This is a genomic window from Flavobacterium sp. AK-301 (assembly GCF_058310215.1).
In genome coordinates, this window is sequence record NZ_JBZEES010000001.1 from 493688 (window position 1) to 511961 (window position 18274).

Consider the following 18274-nt stretch of genomic DNA (forward strand, 5'->3'; position numbering starts at 1 on the left):
AATACAAATATAGTATTTTTTAATTATACACCAAAAATATATTAATCTTTTTTTATTATTAGAAATTATAAAATGACTTTCAAACGCTCAGACGAGACTGCTTCAATTGTTAACATAACTAGATTTCTGTTTAGACCTAACAGATTTGGTCTTCTATTTATCTTATTTTTATATAAAAAAGGATTGGATATTTTTGACATCCAATCCTGATTTGATATATACTATCTGATAAATAAAAATTAAATAATTATCTATTTAGTAATCGTCTCCACTGTTTCTTTCAACTTCTGCCACTGAAAATCCGGAGCGAACTGTAATTTCAGTTTTGATATTTCCATATTATCTTTAGATGAAAGCCCTTCTTTTTCTACCACATTCTTTCTGGTATCCAAAGCTTCGTACATTATTTTTATTTTCTTGAAATCTTCTTCTGAATAGGTATGTTTATTCTTTTTGAAAACCTCTACAAATTCTTTATAAGTTGCCAGTATATTTTCTTTATTTACCCAGCTAAAATTCAAATCTTCTTTTACTTTCCCTACTCCAAAATAAGAATCTCTTAAACCCTGATCTTTATTATTTGCCTCCTTAGCCTTTTCAGCTTCTAATTTCTCCATAAGTCTGGCTTTGTTCATTTCGAACATTGCTTTACCGGCATTTATTTTTTCTTCAATAGCGGCTTTATTTTTTTCTTTAATATCTACAACAGCAGCTTCTGCTTCTGTTGTTTTCTTTTTAAAATCAGACTCAATAACAGCCCAATCTGCCCTTGCTTCTGCTTCAGTTATATTACTTACAGAATCTACATATTTTGTAAAAGATGCAACTGTTGCTTTTGCATTTAATTCTGCATCATTTTTGCAGGATGAAAATCCGGCTACAAGCAGAACCACTCCTAATAATAAATTGTTAATTCTCATAGTTTTAGTTATTTGGTTATTTATAGTTTATAGATCATAAAAATACATATTTAAACCATATAAATCTAAAATAAATATAAATATTACAATTTTTTAATACAAGTAACTAAAGTGCGATTATTCGATGGTTGGATTATTTGATATTTAGAATTAACACGTTTACGCTGCTCTACAAAGTTAGAGCCGATAAACACTTTCTCAAAATCAGAGATTTTGAGAAAGTGTTTATCGAATAATCTAACTATCGGATAATCTAAAAACCCTACAATCATTTTTTTTCCTTACTTTTAAACTCAAATTTATTTTATGGAAAATCCTCTGATTAAAATAACAGCTATAAAAAGAGATTTCCCTCTGGGAAATGAAATTGTAAAAGTACTGAAGGGTATAGATATAGAAATTAATAAAGGTGAATATGTTGCTTTAATGGGACCTTCCGGTTCTGGAAAATCTACTCTGATGAACTTATTAGGCTGTCTTGACACTCCTACTTCAGGACAATATATACTAAATGGTAATGATGTCAGTAAAATGACAGATGATGAACTGGCGGAAATAAGAAACAAAGAGATCGGTTTTGTTTTTCAGACTTTTAATCTTTTACCCAGAACAACTGCATTAAATAATGTAGCGCTACCTATGATCTATGCGGGTTATTCTAAATCAGAAAGAACGAAAAGAGCTGAAGAAGTACTGACACAGGTTGGACTGGCTGACAGAATGGATCATGAACCTAATCAGTTATCAGGAGGACAAAGACAGAGAGTAGCGGTTGCCCGAGCTTTAGTCAACAAACCGGCTATTATTCTGGCTGATGAACCCACAGGAAATCTGGATACCAAAACCTCTATAGAAATCATGGATTTATTCAATGAAATTCACGCTAACGGTAATACTGTTATTTTGGTAACACATGAAGAAGACATTGCTGCTTATGCACATCGAATTGTGCGCCTCAGAGATGGTGTCATTGAAAGTGATACGAAAAGCAAACTTATACATAAAGTATAATCCCAATCTTAATCTTAATTTATAAAAATGAAAATCTACACTAAAACAGGAGACAAAGGAACTACTGCCCTTTTTGGCGGTACTCGTGTTCCCAAGCATCATATTCGTATTGAAAGTTACGGAACTGTAGATGAATTGAACTCTCATATCGGACTGATCCGCGATCAGGACATTGCTCAAAATCACAAAGAAATACTAATCAGAATCCAGGATAAGCTTTTTACTCTGGGTGCTATTTTAGCAACAGATCCGGAAAAAGCAATTTTGAAAAACGGAAAAGAGCGACTCAATATTCCCAAAATAACAGAAGAAGACATTCAGTTACTGGAAGACGAAATGGATGAAATGAACAAAGAACTTCCGCCAATGACTCATTTTGTACTTCCGGGAGGTCACACTACCGTGTCATATTGTCACATAGCTCGTTGTGTCTGCCGCAGAGCGGAGCGTTTATCTACACATTTAAATGTACTTGAACCTACAGATGAGATAGTTCTGAAATACCTGAACCGACTTTCTGACTATCTTTTTATGTTGGCACGAAAGTTGAGCTTTGACCTCAAAGTGGAAGAGGTTAAGTGGATTCCGGAAAAAACCAACCTATAAAGCTATTTAATTGAAAACGAGCATATTATAAATTATTTATTGAAAAAATAAATTAACGTTCTTAACTTTTTCTAAAATAAACAGAATTTTACTTGACTATCTCAGTATAAAATTTATTTTTGCATTAAATTTAAATCGATAAAAGATGTATTGGACATTAGAATTGGCGTCTTACTTAAGTGATGCACCTTGGCCTGCTACCAAAGATGAACTTATCGACTACGCTATCAGAACTGGAGCTCCTCTAGAAGTAGTTGAAAACCTACAATCTATAGAAGACGAAGGTGAGATTTACGAATCAATGGAAGAAATATGGCCTGATTATCCCACAGACGAAGACTATCTTTGGAACGAGGATGAATATTAAAAAATAAAAACAAGGAAAAAGTCTCTATGGAGGCTTTTTTTTTGTTTATTTTTGCAAACCATTTTATTTAAAAATAGAAACACAAACCAGTTATGAGTTTTATAAACAGCATACTTAAAGCTTTTGTGGGAAATAAGTCTGAAAAAGATGTAAAGGCTTCTCAACCCATTATTGCTAAAATTAAATCTCTTGAAAACACCCTTACAGCTTTATCAAATGATGAGCTGAGAGAAAAAACGACCTTATTTAAGGAAAAAATAAAGCAGGCTCGTTCTGAAAAAGACGCTGCCATCGCTTCTAAAAAAGAAGAGGTTGAAAAAACAGAAGATATTGACAAAAGAGAAGACATCTATCTTGAAATCGATACTCTTGAAAAGGAAGCTTACGAAATATCTGAAAAAACTTTAATGGAAATCCTTCCGGAAGCTTTTGCTGTTATAAAAGAAACTGCGAGAAGATTTAAAGATAATACACAAGTTGTTGTTACAGCTACTCCAAAAGACCGCGAACTCTCCGGTTCTAAAGGATATATAACTCTGGACGGAGATAAAGCAGTGTGGGCTAACTCATGGAATGCTGCCGGTAAGGAAATCACATGGGATATGATCCACTATGATGTTCAGTTAATTGGTGGTATCGTTCTACATCAAGGTAAAATTGCCGAAATGCAAACGGGGGAAGGAAAAACATTAGTTGCTACTCTACCTCTGTATTTAAATGCCTTAACAGGAAATGGCGTTCACTTAGTTACTGTGAATGATTATCTTGCAAAAAGAGATAGCACCTGGAAAGCTCCTTTATTTGAGTTTCACGGAATGAATGTAGACTGTATTGATAATCACCAACCTAACTCTCCGGGAAGAAGACAGGCTTATGAAGCGGACATCACTTACGGAACAAACAATGAGTTCGGTTTTGATTACCTGAGAGATAATATGGCGCATACACCTGCTGAATTAGTACAACGTAAACACAATTATGCAATTGTGGATGAGGTCGATTCAGTATTGATCGATGACGCAAGAACCCCTCTTATTATCTCTGGTCCTGTACCACAAGGAGATCGTCATGAATTCAATGAATTAAAACCAAAAATCGATAATTTAGTAAGTCTTCAAAGACAAATGCTGAATGGTGTTCTGGCTGAGGCTAAAAAACTAATTAAAGAAGGAAATACAAAAGACGGTGGATTCTTATTATTAAGAGTTTACAGAGGTTTGCCTAAAAATAAAGCTTTAATTAAATTCCTTAGTGAGGAAGGAAACCGACAATTACTCCAAAAAACGGAAAATCACTATATGCAGGATAACAACCGTGAAATGCCTAAAGTGGATGAAGTTCTGTACTTTGTAATTGAAGAAAAAAACAATCAGGTTGAATTAACTGATAATGGTATTCAGTACTTATCTAAGGATACGACAGAGGATTTCTTCGTATTACCGGATATCGGAACTGAAATAGCAAATATTGAAAAACAAAATCTTCAAAAAGAGGAAGAAGCGGAATTAAAAGATCAGTTATTTCAGGATTTTGGTATAAAAAGTGAGCGTATTCATACACTGACACAATTACTGAAAGCTTATACTTTATTCGAAAAAGATATCGAATATGTAATCATGGAAAACAAGATCATGATTGTAGATGAGCAAACTGGTCGTATTATGGATGGTCGTCGTTATTCTGACGGATTGCACCAGGCAATTGAAGCAAAAGAAAATGTGAAAATTGAAGCTGCTACTCAGACCTTTGCTACAATCACATTACAAAACTACTTCAGAATGTACAGCAAACTGGCAGGTATGACAGGTACTGCTGTGACAGAAGCGGGTGAGTTTTGGGAAATCTACAAACTGGATGTTGTAGAGATTCCTACGAATAAACCTATGTTAAGACATGACAGAGAAGATTTAATTTATAAAACAACTCGTGAAAAATTCAATGCTGTTATTGAGGATGTAACACAATTATCTTTAGCAGGAAGACCAGTACTGATCGGTACAACATCTGTTGAGATCTCTGAATTACTAAGTCGAATGCTGAAAATGAGAAATATTCCTCATAACGTACTGAATGCTAAAATGCATAAAAAAGAAGCAGAGATCGTTGAGGAAGCGGGTAAACCGGGAGTTGTAACTATTGCAACAAACATGGCGGGTCGTGGTACGGATATTAAATTATCTGCAGAAGTAAAAGCTGCAGGAGGTTTAGCAATTATCGGTACGGAAAGACATGACTCAAGACGTGTTGACAGACAGTTACGTGGTCGTGCCGGTCGTCAGGGAGATCCAGGAAGTTCTCAGTTCTATGTTTCTCTTGAAGATAACTTAATGCGTTTATTTGGTTCTGAAAGAGTTTCTAAAGTAATGGACAGAATGGGATTGAAAGAAGGTGAAGTTATTCAACATTCTATGATGACCAGATCTATCGAACGTGCTCAGAAAAAAGTAGAAGAAAATAACTTTGGTGTTCGTAAACGTTTATTAGAGTATGATGATGTTATGAATGCACAACGTGAAGTAGTTTACAAACGTCGTCGTCACGCCTTATTTGGAGAACGTCTTAAAGTGGATATTGCTAATATGATGTATGACACTTGTGAAGTTATTGTTGAAGCAAATAAGCCTGCAAATGACTTTAAGAACTTTGAATTTGAACTGATTCGTTGTTTATCTATAAGTTCTCCTTTTTCTGAAAGTGATTTTGCTAGATTTTCCGAATTAGAAATTACAGGTAAAATATATAAAGCTGCTCTTGAATATTACAATGACAAAACAGAGAGAAATGCTGAAGAGGCTTTTCCTATCATTAAAAATGTTTATGAGAATAACGGCAGTCAGTTTGAGCGTATTGTAGTACCGTTTACAGATGGTATCAAGACACTGAATGTGGTAACTGATCTTGAAAAAGCATATTCTACTAACGGAAAAGCATTAGTGGCTGATTTTGAAAAAAATATCACTCTTGCAATTGTGGATGAAGCCTGGAAAAAACACCTGAGAAGAATGGATGAATTAAAACAATCTGTTCAGTTAGCGGTACACGAACAAAAGGATCCTTTATTAATTTATAAATTTGAAGCTTTCAAATTATTCAAAGGAATGCTGGATGATGTGAATAAAGAAGTTATTTCTTTCTTATTCAAAGGGGATCTTCCTGCTCAGAATGCTAATAACATTCAGGAAGCAAAAACAACCATTCGTCAAAAAGAAAATTATAAAACAAGTAAAGACGAAATCCCTAATACGGATGAAGCTGTAGCAAAAAATAGAGAAGCTGCTCAAACTCAGAAATCACAGGTTACTGAAACAGTTACGAGAGATGCTCCGAAAATTAATCGTAATGATACGGTTACTATTAAACATGTGATCAGCGGAAAAACAGAAGAAATGAAGTTTAAAAAAGCAGAGCCTCTTCTTCATAGCGGAGAATGGGTATTAATAGACTAATCTCTATTCTCAGTATATTATAAAAACCTTAACTAATGATAGTTAAGGTTTTTTTTTTGAAATAAAATAATCTTTTATTTATTTTATCGGTATTTAAAAAGCGTTTTATTTATTTTTGCGCAGTGTTTTTCTACTTAAAACATTATAATAATAATTTTTTCTAATATTTACTTTATGGAGTTATACTACTCTTTTTCTATTTTAATTGTATTAGCATCTTTTTTTGCTTACTTAAATGTTCGTTTTTTAAAACTCCCTTCTACGATTGGTGTAATGCTGATCGCAATGACTGTTTCTGTTTTACTTGTTATTTTTGGTCATTTATTCCCTGGTACTTTAAATCATTTTTCAAACCTTATTGCTAATTTTGATTTTACTGAAGTTTTAATGGGGGCTATGCTGAACTTCTTGCTATTTGCAGGTGCTATTCATATTAATCTTTCTGATCTGAAAGAACAAAGGTTTCCGATTATTGTATTCTCCAGTGTCAGTGTTATTATTTCAACATTTACCGTAGGAACAATTCTTTTTTATATTACTCCTTTTCTGGGTATGGAAATCCCTTTTATTTATTGTTTATTATTTGGAGCTTTAATATCTCCTACTGATCCTATTGCAGTATTAAGTATACTGAAAGAGGCTAAAGTCCCTAAATCTCTGGAAACAAAAATAGCAGGAGAATCACTTTTTAATGATGGCGTGGCTGTTGTTGTATTTGCTGTTATATTACAATTAGCACAGGGAAGCAGCACAGATATATCTCTGCCTAATATTACATGGCTTATTATAAAAGAAGCTATTGGTGGTTTTATTCTGGGTATTGGAATTGGATTCGGAGCTTCTAATGCTATGCATAAAGCTAACGATTATAAAGTATCTGTACTCATCACGCTTTCTGTAGTAATGGGTGGTTATCTGATTGCACATGCTATGCATATCTCCGGTCCTTTAACCATGGTTGCTGCCGGTTTATTTATTGGGAATTTCGGGAAAAAATCTACCGCATCTCCTGTTATAAAAGATTATTTGGGAAAATTCTGGGAATTAGTAGACGAAATCCTGAATGCAATATTATTTCTTTTTATAGGATTTGAATTATTGTTGATCCCTAATATTCTTGATTATTGGTTAATTGGTTTAATCTGTGTTTTTGTGGTATTATTCTCTCGGTTTCTCTCCATCAGAATTCCGACAATTCTTATTCCTTTTAAAAATAAATTTAACTCCGGAACGATAAAAATACTGGTTTGGGGAGGTTTGAGAGGTGGTGTCTCCATTGCTTTGGCATTATCTATTGATGAAGGTCCGCATAAACAGTTAATTATTGCAATTACTTATTTTGTAGTAGTCTTTTCTATTGTTGTTCAAGGGCTGTCTATCGGGAAATTAGCAAACAGAGTTCTTTCAAAAGCAGAGGAGGAATCTTAGTATTAGTATACCATTTTCAGTACTCAGTTACAGTATACAGTATATAATATTTATAAAAAAACCTTTTCAAAATTTTGAAAAGGTTTTTTTTAGTTTTTGCCACAGAAATAATTGATAGTGTGTTTTTATGTTTTAAGGTTTACCTCTGATTTAAAAGGTTATTTTCCTGCAAGGTTTTCAAAACCTTGTAGGTATAATTATAGGAAATAATCAAATTATAATCTAAATACTAGCTAAAATTACAAAACCTACAAGGTTTTGAAAACCTTGCAGGAATACGTATATTTATCTAAAAGAATACTGGTAGTATTTCTATTTTCTTTCCATAGCATCGGGGAAAATCTTGCCCGGATTTAATATATAATTCGGATCAAATAAATCTTTAATCCCTTTCATTAACTGCAAGTGAACTGAACTGAAAGCAATATCCATATAATTTTTCTGTACATATCCTATTCCGTGTTCTCCGGAAAGGGTGCCTTTTAACTGAACGGTCAATTTAAATATTTCACGAATACCTAAAGGTACTTGTGTTTTCCACTGCTCATCTGTCATATCTCCTTTTACAATATTAATATGAAGATTACCGTCTCCTGCATGTCCATAGCAAACGGATTTAAAACCATATTTATTTCCTATGGATTTTATCCCTTCTAATAGTTTAGGTAATTCATATCTTGGTACTACTGTGTCTTCTTCTTTATAAACGGAATTTGATTTTACTGCTTCGGCTACATTTCTGCGTAGTTTCCAGAGTGCCTCTTTTTGTTCAGTAGTATCGGCAAACAGAATCTCATCGCATTCAAATTTCTCCATGATCTGACTTATTTTTTCTGCATCGGAAAAAAGAAGATCTAAATCATTTCCGTCAACTTCTATTAATAAATGTGCCTGAATCCCTTCTTTGATCGGTACACTGATACCATTAATGAAGCGTAGGGTCCAGTCAATTGCATCTCGTTCCATGAATTCTAGAGCGGAAGGTATCAGCCCTGCTCTGAATACAGCAGAAACAGCCTCACAAGCTTTATAAGCGGAATAGAAAGGGACTAACATTAATACATTCTGTCTTGGATAGGGCTCCAATTTCATTACGATTTTAGTAATAACACCGAGTGTTCCTTCACTCCCAACCATTAACTGTGTCAGATTATAACCTGTGGAATTTTTAAGTGTATTGGCTCCTGTCCAGATCACTTCTCCGGTGGGCAGTACTACTTCAAGATTTAAAACATAATCTTTGGTAACACCATATTTTACAGCTCTTGCTCCTCCTGCATTTTCGGCTACATTTCCACCGATAAAGCAAGATCCTTTACTACTCGGGTCTGGTGGATAGAACAGTCCTTTCTCGATTACTGTATCTTGTAATATTTGTGTAATCACTCCGGGTTCAACGGTTACCTGTAGATTTTTTTCGTCTATTTCAATAATGGAATTAAAACGTTCCATAGATAAACCAATTCCATCAAACAGACTTAATGCTCCTCCACTCAATCCTGTTTTTGCACCGATAGGTGTTACAGGAATAGTATATTTATTTGCTAAAATCAATATCCGGGAAATCTGCTCAACTGTATTAGGTTTTAAAACAACTGAAGGTGGAAAGGAAAAATCTTCCGTTTCATCGTGCCCATATTGTTTACGGGTTTCATCATCTAAAAAAAGAAATGATTTTCCTATTATATTTTCAAGTTGGGAAATGATCTCTTTGGTAATTACAGAATACTTCATTTATTATATGTTTTATAAACTACTCTACCAATTTAAGAAAATATATCTAAACCCTATTCTTTCTTAAAATAAATAAAAAAGCATTCTTTATAATATAATGCAAAGTACTTGTCTCTTTTGGAAACTCTACAATAAAAACAGATTTATCTGAAAGTCTGTTTTGAAACGGGGTAGCTCTGTTTTGAAATAAGATGATCTATAGAATATTTACCACTTCCGGTCACTAAAAGTACAAGATAAATAACCATATATAATATCCCTAGCTCCTGCTGAGCAAAACCATCTGTAAGATGAATTACAAAAACAGCAATAGACATGGTTATTATTAAAGGTATTACTGCTAATCTTGTTGCCAGCCCTAAAAAGATAAAGAAAGAACAGACTACTTCTGAGAAAACAGTTAAGGCTAAAGAATTATCAACACCAATGCCTAATGGATCCGGAAATACGGAGGGACCTTCTGTTAGTAAAATGTTTAGCTTTGCCAGTCCGTGAACTAACATACATACCGCTACTGCGATCCTAAGAACTAATATAATAATATGGAAAAATAACTCGTTGTATGTGGTATAAAATAACTTACTCATTCTGCACTATATTATATTTGTTTAATAAACTGAATATTAGCGATAACTTTGACATCCTCCCCTATTGTAAGACCTCCTGTTTCTGTTAACGCATTCCACGTTAATCCAAAATCTTTTCGATTGATCTTTCCGGTAATCTCAAAACCGGTTTTAATACTATTGTCTCCGTCTTTTGCCATTCCGCCATATTCAGCTTTGAGTACTACTGATTTTGTCGTTTCTCTGATTGTCAGATTTCCTGTAATGTCATAAACATTATCTCCTGCTTTTTTTACAGAAACAGACTCAAATTTTAACTGTGGATACTTTTCAATATAGAAAAAATCAGATGACTTTAAATGTGCATCACGCTGTCCCTGATTGGTATCAATACTATCCGTATCTATAAAAACACTTATTTGAGCATTTTCAAAACTATCTCCTCTTGTTTCGGCTGTTCCTTTAAAATTCCTGAAGGAACCTGTCACAGTTGAGATAACCAGATGTCTTACTTTAAACTGAATAGCTGAATGTGCAGGATCAATAATCCACTTTGTATCCATCATAATTTCTTTATCTTATAATTAATTAATTCTATATAGCATTACCTTCTACAACTCCTCAATATTACGCTAATAAATGATATAATCATAAAGAAAGTCGGCAAAATTAAAAAGATTTTTCTAATTTCCGTCTTATTTTTAAGGATTAATTTTATTTGACTGTATATTTGGAAGAAAAACAGTAATAATCCCTATTAAAGGTAAAAATGAGCATATATAAAAAACATATTCTATACCTTTTATATCTGCTATTTCTCCTAATACGGCGGAACCTAATCCTCCCATTCCAAAAGCAAATCCAAAAAATAATCCTGAAACCATTCCTACTTTTTTCGGTAATAATTCTTGGGCATAAACTAGTATAGCTGAAAAAGCAGAGGCTATAACCACACCAATGATAACAGATAATACACCTGTCCAGAATAAATTAGCATAAGGAAGCGCCAGTGTAAAAGGTGCAGCTCCTAAAATAGAAAACCAGATAATATATTTTCTTCCAAATTTATCTCCTAAAGGTCCACCTATTAATGTCCCTGCTGCTACGGCTCCTAAAAACCAGGCTAAATGATACTGGGCTTCATGTATGGATAAACTAAATTTTTTTATTAAATAAAAAGTAAGATAACTGGACATACTTGCCATGTAAAAATATTTTGAAAATATTAAAACCAGAAGTATAACAACAGATCCTATAATTTGTCTTCTTGACAGATTGGGCAATTCAAATCCTTTTTTTATAGATTTCAAATTTAAATGGTGCTGATACCAAAAAGCAACTTTACTTAAAATTAGTAATGCTAATATGGAAAAAATAATAAACCATAGAATGTGTCGCTGTCCATAAGGCACAACTACCCATGCTACCAGCAAAGGCCCGATAGCGGTACCGGCATTTCCTCCTAATTGAAAAATAGACTGTGCTAAACTTCGCTTTCCTCCGGATGCTAAATAAGCAACTCTTGACGATTCCGGATGAAAAATAGAGGAGCCTATTCCTACTAAAACAACTGAAACTAATATCAGGGAATAACTGGTCGCATACGTCAGTGTAATAATTCCAGCTGTGGTAAATAACATTCCTACAATCTGTGAAAAAGGCTGTGGTTTTTTATCGGTATAAAAACCAACGAAAGGCTGTAAAAGAGAGGCTGCCATTTGATAGGCGAATGTAATCATCCCTATTTCTGAAAACGACAGTTTATAGGTTTCCTCAAATACAGGGTACATAGCAGGAATGATTGATTGTAATAAATCATTTAGTAAATGAGCAAAGGCAATCGAAAAAAGAATAGGATATGCTGTTTTCTTTGCTAAATCTACTGTTGATGGGTTGGTTGCGGTTGAGTTCATAATAAAACAATGGAAACGATATACTCTTGTTCTAAGAAATTAATACTAAGTGGCAAAGGTATTAATCTTACCTTATAATATATTCTACTTATTATTAATTTATGCTTAAATTATAATTTTTTATTCCTAATTCAGATATATTGTATTACAAAATACCAGAAGATCAGAGTAATAAAAGAAACCGGAATACCAAAACCAATCATCATACTACTCAGCCTGGGTTTTAATCCGTAAGAGGCTGAAATAATAGCTGCTGTGATCATAGGAGCCATTGCGGCTTCAAAAATAGAAATCTGAATTACTTGTCCGTGCCCTCCTATTATTTTTACATATAATACATAAATAAAGGCGGGGATTATCATTAATTTATAGGTTAATCCATACAGCAAAAAACGCCAGTGTCTGCTTTTTAAATCAAATCTTAATTGTTGTCCTACAGAAATTAAAGCTAATGGGGTTACGGTAGCTCCTAAACTCTGAAAAACAAAATTTATATCCTGTGAAAAATGAATGTTCAGTATATTGAGTATAATTGCCACAACAAAGGCTATGAAGGGTGGAAAAGTAAAGATTCTTTTTGCTATGGTTTTCGAATCAACTTCTCCTCTTGAATACATTGCTGCTACAAAAATCCCCAGTGTGGACAGTACAACGAATGTACCGGGTTGATCTATTATAATAGCAGTCTTTAATCCTTCTGTTCCATAAATTGCTTCTACAAGAGGAAAACCGATGAAGCTGGTATTTCCCAATCCTGCTGTAAGAATTAAACAGCCGATCAGTTTTTTTGACCAGCCCAGTTTTTTACCGATTATGCTGAATAGTAAAAAGGCAACTGCAAATGTAATCCATGCAACGGCTAAGGGATATAATAGAGTGCTGTTCAGCTCAAGTTCGGGAATATAATATAAGGCAAGTGCCGGTATCGAGATACGAAGTACTATCTGATTTAGTACCTGATATCCGTTAACAGGAAAGGATTTTACTTTCTGTAAAGCCAATCCGACTGCTAAACACAAAAAAACCAATATTAAATTACCCATTTCTGCTACTTAAAATAATTAAACATTCTGCTCCTGTTCTCTTTTAACTTTGATCTTATACAGCATAATAATACCGAAACTGGATATACCACACAGAAACATTGAGAATACCATTGGAAATAACGTTCCGTTATGTAAGAAACTAACGAGCATCGAAATACCTGCTCCGCAAAGCATCTGAATAAAACCGATTAAAGCGGAAGCACTCCCTGCCAGTTCTTTAAAGGGTGATAATGCCAATGCTGTTGCATTAGGTGCTAACAGACCTAAGGAGAAAAGGAATAAAAAGATCATTGCGATCAGAACTTCTTTATACAATAACCCCATTACAAAAAGACTTATCAGAATAAAAGAGACGATTAAAAGAAGATAAACGATCGTATTGATTACCTGATAGGCTTTAAATCGGTTCAGTAAAAGCCGATTCAGCTGCCCTCCTGAAATATATCCTAAAGCATTCATTCCGAATACCCATCCAAACTGGGTTTTGGTCAATTCAAAATATTCCATAAATACAAAGGAAGCTCCACTAATATAAGCAAACAACCCTCCCAGAGCGATAGAACTTGCTAATGCATAATAAATAAACCTAGGTTCCATAAATACAGATCTGTAATTTTTCAGCACTACATCCATTGATAATGAAATGGTCTTATCAGGAGCTTTACTTTCGGGTAAAAAGAAAAATACAGCAATAATCATAACGGCACTAAAACCGGTCAGAACATAAAAAATAGCCTGCCAGGTTGCTACTTCCAGTATCCAGCCTCCTAATGAGGGAGCCAGAATCGGGGCTACTCCGGTAATTAACATTAACATCGAAAATATCTTGGCTGTTTCTGTTACGGGAAACAAATCTCTTACTACTGCTCTTCCTACAACCATTCCCACGCATCCTCCTAATGCAAGAAAAACTCTCATTATAATGAGCCAATTAATGGTAGATGAAAAGGAACAACCTATGGAAGCTATTAAAAAGACCAGTAAACCGAATAATAATGGCTTTTTGCGTCCGTATTTATCTATTATCGGACCATAAAAAAGCTGTCCGATACTGATTCCTATAAAATAACTGGTCAGGGACAGACCTACTTTTGATATGTCTGTATGTAATGCTGCTGCGATGGATGGAAAAGCAGGCAAATACATATCGATACTAAGAGGTCCTAAAGCGGATAAGGCTCCAAGAATAAAAATAATAGTATATTTCTGCTTGTTCGTCATATAATAAATAAGGTGAAAAAATTAGAGAGTGTAAATTTAGAATGGATTCTGAAGAAAGCAAAACAAAAAGACTATTATAATCCGTTACTCATTTTTGACATAATTCTCCATGATCTTTATGGTTATCAAAAGTTCTTTGCAGATGCTGAACAATGAATTCGGGTTTGTGGATAAAAGTCATTTTAATACGTAGTTTAAAAAGCATGAAGGAATTAATCCTTCTGCTCTTAAAAAAAATCATAAATAATTCTAAATTTTTAGAATTAAAACACTTTATTTATTTACATTTGTAATAAATATTATTACAGTATGATTTCAGGTAAATTTGCTATATCGACTCACATTCTTACTTTACTGGCTTTAAACCCGGAAGAGTATTTGGCTTCGGACTATATCGCCGGAAGCCTGAACATACATCCAGTATTGGTCAGAAAAGAAATTGCTAACCTGAAAAAATATCATCTGGTAGAAAGTAAGGAAGGAAAAAATGGCGGTACAAAATTAATGAAATCGGCAAGCAAAATTACTTTGGATACTATTTTTAAAATTACTTTTGACAAGGCTTCTCTTGGTTATTCAAAAAATGAACCTAACCCGAAATGTACTGTAGGAAAGCAGATTAACACTAATCTAGGGAGAATATACACGGATATTAACGAAAATATAAGTAACTATTTAAAGGGAATAACACTGGAGAAATTCAGTTCCGGATTTTAATCCTTATTTTTTAACCAAAACTGTAACATTTTTTATTACATATAAATTTAATCATATGAAAATCGTAATTATCGGAGCTACAGGTTTTGTAGGCTCACACATTTTAGAGGAATTAAAAAATCGTAATCATCAGATTACTGCTATTTCAAGAAACCCGAAAACGGATGCAGATACAACGAATGTAAAATGGGTAAAAGCAGATGTTTCAGATGTAAAAGAACTGGCTTCTGTTTTAGTCGGTAACGATCTTGTTATAAGCGCTTTTAATGCAGGATGGACTAATCCTAATCTGTATAATGATTTTATTTCCGGTTCAAGAGCAATTCAGGAAGCGGTAAAAGAATCCGGTGTAAAACGTTTTATCGTAATCGGTGGTGGGGGTAGTTTATTTGTGGCTCCGAATTTACAGGCAGTGGATACTCCTGATTTCCCAAAAGAATACTATCCTGGAGCTTCGGCTGCAAGAGATTATTTAAATGAAATTAAAAAAGAAAAGGAACTGGACTGGGCTTTTTTTAGCCCTGCATTTGAAATGCATCCGGGTATCACAACGGGAAGAACCGGGAAATACCGTTTAGGTCTGGATAATCCTGTTTTTGATGAAAATCAAAAAAGTATGATCTCTGTGGAGGATCTTGCGGTTGTAATTGCTGATGAGACGGAACAGCCAAAACATCATCAGGTTCGTTTTACAGCGGCTTATTGATTCAGTATTCAGTATATATTTTACAGTTTACTGTAAAATATATACTGAATAACTATAACGATACTGAATACTGTAAAATATATACTTATTAACCATAACGATTACTGTGTACTGTAAACTATGTACTTATTAGCCATAATAATTACTGAGAACTGTGTACTGTAAACTGAATACGTCTTTCTTTCAAATCATCAGATAAATTACTATTTTTATGGGATAAATTATACCGTAATAATGAATAAAAAACGGCATCCTTCTACTTTAAATGAAAAAGATGGTATTTCACCTCCTGAAATTATCAGTTTATCATCTGCGGAACAAATCAAAAAACGAAGAAGTCAACAGCCTTCGGCAGAGGAACTGATTGCATCTATATTAAAAGGAGATAAAATCGCTCTGAGTCGTGCTATTACATTGATTGAAAGCACAAACTCTTCTCATCTTGAAAAAGCAAATCAGGTAATTAATGCTTGTCTTCCTCATGCAAATCAGTCTGTCCGAATAGGAATTACAGGGGTTCCGGGAGTTGGAAAAAGTACTTTTATTGAGGCTTTCGGAAAATATCTGACCAGATTGGGTAAAAAAGTAGCGGTACTGGCAGTGGATCCAAGCAGCAGTATTTCTCATGGGAGTATACTAGGGGATAAAACCCGAATGGAGGAACTGGTCAGAGATGAACATGCTTATATTCGTCCTTCTGCTTCGGGTGATACACTAGGCGGAGTAGCCCGGAAAACAAGGGAAACAATTACACTTTGTGAAGCTTGTGGTTTTGATACTATCATAATAGAAACAGTAGGTGTAGGTCAGAGTGAAACAGCAGTACACAGTATGGTTGATTTTTTCCTGCTATTAAAACTGACCGGAGCGGGTGATGAATTACAGGGAATAAAAAGAGGGATTATGGAAATGGCAGACACTATCGTAATCAATAAAGCGGACGGGGATAATATTCAGAAAGCTAAAGCTGCCAAAGTTGAATTTAATCGTACCCTGCATCTGTTTCCTACCAAAAAATCCGGCTGGATTCCTAAAACAACTACTTGTAGCTCTGTTACTCATGAGGGAATCAGTGAGATATGGGAAATCATTGCTGAATTTCTTACTCTGACAAAATCAAATGAATCTTTTTATGAAAAAAGAAAGGAACAAAATCAATACTGGTTACTGGAAACGATTGATGAACAACTAAAACTGAATTTCTATAATCACGAAAATATCAAAACTTTGCTGGAAGAAAATAAAAAAGCAGTGCAGAATAATGAAATATCACCTTTTGCAGCTGCTCAAATTTTATTGAAGAATTATTTTAAATATTAATCGTTGCCGTAGAGATGGACGACTGTAGAGATGCACAGCTGTGCATCTCTACAGTCGTCCATCATTAATATTTTTATTCCTCATATCGTTTTATTTCTCTGTCATAGAATTCATTTGCCTGAACAATTAATCCTTCCATTTCTTCATTTAATTCTCCTTCATCCAGATCATCGGCTTCTTCTAGAAATTCTACCTCATCGTCTTTTAGATTAATAATGAATCTTGGATAGTCTAAATGAATAATGAAGATATCTTCGGGAAAATCAGTATTATCACCCAATAAAAATTTCGGTAATTCCATATAATTATTTTTCGTTTATATATTTGCTGTTTGAATTTTATCCTTAGATAAAATAGTGTGCGAATATACAAAATTAATGGTTGCTGTTTTTATTACGTTGTAGACTCTCTTCCTTATTCACCCTCTATAAAATCCTGATTATTGTATCTATACTATTAACAACATCCTCCACCCGGAGTACAACTATTAGCCTGATCTAAAGTATCGGATATTTTTTGTTGTTCTTTTGGAACTCCACATTGATCTGGCGCTAAACAAGCGGTTTGTTTATTGACTAAAACAAAATTATTCCCATCAAAATCCAGATTGTATTTACCTATTGTTTCAGCCTGATACTCTACTTCTATTTCATAATCTTCAATACCTAGTATTCTTTCAGACAGTTCAATTATATGATTCAGTTTTTTAGGTTTTAAACGATGCTCAAAATCGTTAGCATCCCATAACTGGAAATTAACAACGATTTCTTCGCGTACTGTTCCTCCGCAATCAATAAAGTTTTTAGAGATTAAGCCTACTTCTGTTACGTGAAAATGCTCTGGCACATAAGTACCATCTGGTAAGATAAAATTTATTACCTCAACTGTTTTTAAAATGTTTTTGATTTCTGAAAGTTTCATATTTTTTTTTAATAACATTCGTTTCTTTTATCTATATGATCTGCGATTATCTGAAAAAAAAGTTTTATTTTTTCAAACCCTATTTCATTAATACAATAGCAAATTGTATTCCCTTTAATATCTCCTTTAATTAAACCTGCGTTTTTAAGCTCTTTTAAATGCTGTGATATTGTTGGTTGTGCTAATGGTAATTCACTAACAATATCTCCACATATACAACGATTTACTTTAAGTAAATACTCAATAATAGCTATTCTGGCAGGATGCCCCATTGCTTTTGCTAAAATAGCTAATTCATTCTGTTTTTCTGTAAAACCTTCTGTTTTTGTAACTCCCATAGCTATATATTTAT

At 33.7% G+C, this 18274-nt stretch carries 19 protein-coding genes; 9 read left to right on the forward strand and 10 right to left on the reverse strand.

The window, feature by feature from the left end; genetic code table 11:
- Nucleotides 1-251: 251 nt before the first annotated feature.
- Nucleotides 252-920, reverse strand: coding sequence for a hypothetical protein (locus AC4FQX_RS02230; protein WP_491166033.1), 669 nt, complete (start codon nucleotides 918-920; stop codon nucleotides 252-254).
- Nucleotides 921-1226: 306 nt separating this feature from the next.
- Between AC4FQX_RS02230 and AC4FQX_RS02235 the strand changes: the two genes are divergently transcribed.
- From AC4FQX_RS02235 to AC4FQX_RS02255, 5 genes are all read left to right on the forward strand, one after another.
- Nucleotides 1227-1931, forward strand: a complete 705-nt coding sequence (locus tag AC4FQX_RS02235; RefSeq protein WP_491166034.1) for an ABC transporter ATP-binding protein — start codon at nucleotides 1227-1229, stop codon at nucleotides 1929-1931.
- A gap of 27 nt (nucleotides 1932-1958) precedes the next feature.
- Nucleotides 1959-2537, forward strand: a complete 579-nt coding sequence (locus AC4FQX_RS02240; protein WP_491166035.1) for a cob(I)yrinic acid a,c-diamide adenosyltransferase — start codon at nucleotides 1959-1961, stop codon at nucleotides 2535-2537.
- A 145-nt stretch (nucleotides 2538-2682) separates the two neighbouring features.
- Nucleotides 2683-2904 (forward strand): DUF2795 domain-containing protein, encoded by a 222-nt coding sequence (locus tag AC4FQX_RS02245; RefSeq protein WP_002986941.1) that lies wholly within the window; start codon nucleotides 2683-2685, stop codon nucleotides 2902-2904.
- Nucleotides 2905-2996: 92 nt separating this feature from the next.
- Entirely contained in the window at nucleotides 2997-6350 is a 3354-nt protein-coding gene (gene secA / locus AC4FQX_RS02250; RefSeq protein WP_491166036.1) for a preprotein translocase subunit SecA, read from the forward strand.
- A 174-nt stretch (nucleotides 6351-6524) separates the two neighbouring features.
- Nucleotides 6525-7778: a cation:proton antiporter gene (locus AC4FQX_RS02255; protein ID WP_491166037.1), complete on the forward strand. Its 1254-nt coding sequence runs from the start codon at nucleotides 6525-6527 to the stop codon at nucleotides 7776-7778.
- Nucleotides 7779-8090: 312 nt separating this feature from the next.
- On the opposite strand, the gene AC4FQX_RS02260 is transcribed toward AC4FQX_RS02255, so the two are convergent.
- The 6 genes from AC4FQX_RS02260 to AC4FQX_RS02285 all read right to left on the reverse strand — a co-directional run bounded on the left by AC4FQX_RS02260 (nucleotide 8091) and on the right by AC4FQX_RS02285 (nucleotide 14258).
- A complete protein-coding gene (locus AC4FQX_RS02260; RefSeq protein WP_491166038.1) occupies nucleotides 8091-9512 on the reverse strand; it encodes an FAD-binding oxidoreductase in 1422 nt (473 codons plus the stop codon).
- A 143-nt stretch (nucleotides 9513-9655) separates the two neighbouring features.
- Nucleotides 9656-10099 (reverse strand): DoxX family protein, encoded by a 444-nt coding sequence (locus AC4FQX_RS02265; protein WP_491166039.1) that lies wholly within the window; start codon nucleotides 10097-10099, stop codon nucleotides 9656-9658.
- Nucleotides 10100-10110: 11 nt separating this feature from the next.
- Nucleotides 10111-10644: a YceI family protein gene (locus tag AC4FQX_RS02270; RefSeq protein WP_491166040.1), complete on the reverse strand. Its 534-nt coding sequence runs from the start codon at nucleotides 10642-10644 to the stop codon at nucleotides 10111-10113.
- A gap of 135 nt (nucleotides 10645-10779) precedes the next feature.
- Nucleotides 10780-11991 carry an MFS transporter gene (locus tag AC4FQX_RS02275; RefSeq protein WP_491166041.1) on the reverse strand — a complete coding sequence of 404 codons (1212 nt, stop codon included), beginning with the start codon at nucleotides 11989-11991 and terminating at the stop codon, nucleotides 10780-10782.
- 131 nt (nucleotides 11992-12122) lie between these two features.
- Nucleotides 12123-13034: an AEC family transporter gene (locus tag AC4FQX_RS02280; RefSeq protein ID WP_491166042.1), complete on the reverse strand. Its 912-nt coding sequence runs from the start codon at nucleotides 13032-13034 to the stop codon at nucleotides 12123-12125.
- Between the two features lie 18 nt (nucleotides 13035-13052).
- On the reverse strand, nucleotides 13053-14258 hold the full coding sequence (locus AC4FQX_RS02285) for a multidrug effflux MFS transporter (RefSeq protein WP_491166043.1): 1206 nt from the start codon (nucleotides 14256-14258) through the stop codon (nucleotides 13053-13055).
- A gap of 12 nt (nucleotides 14259-14270) precedes the next feature.
- Here AC4FQX_RS02285 and AC4FQX_RS02290 point away from each other — a divergent pair, with 12 nt between their 5' ends.
- From AC4FQX_RS02290 to meaB, 4 genes are all read left to right on the forward strand, one after another.
- Nucleotides 14271-14414 carry a hypothetical protein gene (locus AC4FQX_RS02290; RefSeq protein ID WP_491166044.1) on the forward strand — a complete coding sequence of 48 codons (144 nt, stop codon included), beginning with the start codon at nucleotides 14271-14273 and terminating at the stop codon, nucleotides 14412-14414.
- 153 nt (nucleotides 14415-14567) lie between these two features.
- Nucleotides 14568-14975, forward strand: coding sequence for an Rrf2 family transcriptional regulator (locus AC4FQX_RS02295; protein WP_491166045.1), 408 nt, complete (start codon nucleotides 14568-14570; stop codon nucleotides 14973-14975).
- Nucleotides 14976-15030: 55 nt separating this feature from the next.
- Nucleotides 15031-15681 (forward strand): NAD(P)-dependent oxidoreductase, encoded by a 651-nt coding sequence (locus AC4FQX_RS02300; protein WP_491166046.1) that lies wholly within the window; start codon nucleotides 15031-15033, stop codon nucleotides 15679-15681.
- Between the two features lie 234 nt (nucleotides 15682-15915).
- Complete coding sequence (meaB, locus tag AC4FQX_RS02305) at nucleotides 15916-17001, forward strand: methylmalonyl Co-A mutase-associated GTPase MeaB (protein WP_491166047.1); 1086 nt, start codon at nucleotides 15916-15918, stop codon at nucleotides 16999-17001.
- A 73-nt stretch (nucleotides 17002-17074) separates the two neighbouring features.
- On the opposite strand, the gene AC4FQX_RS02310 is transcribed toward meaB, so the two are convergent.
- The 3 genes from AC4FQX_RS02310 to AC4FQX_RS02320 form a co-directional block, all read right to left on the reverse strand.
- Nucleotides 17075-17302 (reverse strand): DUF8828 family protein, encoded by a 228-nt coding sequence (locus AC4FQX_RS02310; protein ID WP_491166048.1) that lies wholly within the window; start codon nucleotides 17300-17302, stop codon nucleotides 17075-17077.
- 155 nt (nucleotides 17303-17457) lie between these two features.
- A complete protein-coding gene (locus tag AC4FQX_RS02315; protein WP_491166049.1) occupies nucleotides 17458-17922 on the reverse strand; it encodes a DUF6428 family protein in 465 nt (154 codons plus the stop codon).
- Between the two features lie 8 nt (nucleotides 17923-17930).
- Complete coding sequence (locus AC4FQX_RS02320) at nucleotides 17931-18260, reverse strand: ArsR/SmtB family transcription factor (RefSeq protein WP_491166050.1); 330 nt, start codon at nucleotides 18258-18260, stop codon at nucleotides 17931-17933.
- Nucleotides 18261-18274: the final 14 nt, after the last annotated feature.

Excerpts from the sequence above, each read along its gene's own strand:
- AC4FQX_RS02230 (WP_491166033.1), bottom strand. The coding sequence starts at position 920 with ATGAGAATTAACAATTTATTATTAGGAGTGGTTCTGCTTGTAGCCGGA.
- AC4FQX_RS02235 (WP_491166034.1), top strand. The coding sequence starts at position 1,227 with ATGGAAAATCCTCTGATTAAAATAACAGCTATAAAAAGAGATTTCCCT.
- AC4FQX_RS02240 (WP_491166035.1), top strand. The coding sequence starts at position 1,959 with ATGAAAATCTACACTAAAACAGGAGACAAAGGAACTACTGCCCTTTTT.
- AC4FQX_RS02245 (WP_002986941.1), top strand. The coding sequence starts at position 2,683 with ATGTATTGGACATTAGAATTGGCGTCTTACTTAAGTGATGCACCTTGG.
- secA (WP_491166036.1), top strand. The coding sequence starts at position 2,997 with ATGAGTTTTATAAACAGCATACTTAAAGCTTTTGTGGGAAATAAGTCT.
- AC4FQX_RS02255 (WP_491166037.1), top strand. The coding sequence starts at position 6,525 with ATGGAGTTATACTACTCTTTTTCTATTTTAATTGTATTAGCATCTTTT.
- AC4FQX_RS02260 (WP_491166038.1), bottom strand. The coding sequence starts at position 9,512 with ATGAAGTATTCTGTAATTACCAAAGAGATCATTTCCCAACTTGAAAAT.
- AC4FQX_RS02265 (WP_491166039.1), bottom strand. The coding sequence starts at position 10,099 with ATGAGTAAGTTATTTTATACCACATACAACGAGTTATTTTTCCATATT.
- AC4FQX_RS02270 (WP_491166040.1), bottom strand. The coding sequence starts at position 10,644 with ATGATGGATACAAAGTGGATTATTGATCCTGCACATTCAGCTATTCAG.
- AC4FQX_RS02275 (WP_491166041.1), bottom strand. The coding sequence starts at position 11,991 with ATGAACTCAACCGCAACCAACCCATCAACAGTAGATTTAGCAAAGAAA.
- AC4FQX_RS02280 (WP_491166042.1), bottom strand. The coding sequence starts at position 13,034 with ATGGGTAATTTAATATTGGTTTTTTTGTGTTTAGCAGTCGGATTGGCT.
- AC4FQX_RS02285 (WP_491166043.1), bottom strand. The coding sequence starts at position 14,258 with ATGACGAACAAGCAGAAATATACTATTATTTTTATTCTTGGAGCCTTA.
- AC4FQX_RS02295 (WP_491166045.1), top strand. The coding sequence starts at position 14,568 with ATGATTTCAGGTAAATTTGCTATATCGACTCACATTCTTACTTTACTG.
- AC4FQX_RS02300 (WP_491166046.1), top strand. The coding sequence starts at position 15,031 with ATGAAAATCGTAATTATCGGAGCTACAGGTTTTGTAGGCTCACACATT.
- meaB (WP_491166047.1), top strand. The coding sequence starts at position 15,916 with ATGAATAAAAAACGGCATCCTTCTACTTTAAATGAAAAAGATGGTATT.
- AC4FQX_RS02310 (WP_491166048.1), bottom strand. The coding sequence starts at position 17,302 with ATGGAATTACCGAAATTTTTATTGGGTGATAATACTGATTTTCCCGAA.
- AC4FQX_RS02315 (WP_491166049.1), bottom strand. The coding sequence starts at position 17,922 with ATGAAACTTTCAGAAATCAAAAACATTTTAAAAACAGTTGAGGTAATA.
- AC4FQX_RS02320 (WP_491166050.1), bottom strand. The coding sequence starts at position 18,260 with ATGGGAGTTACAAAAACAGAAGGTTTTACAGAAAAACAGAATGAATTA.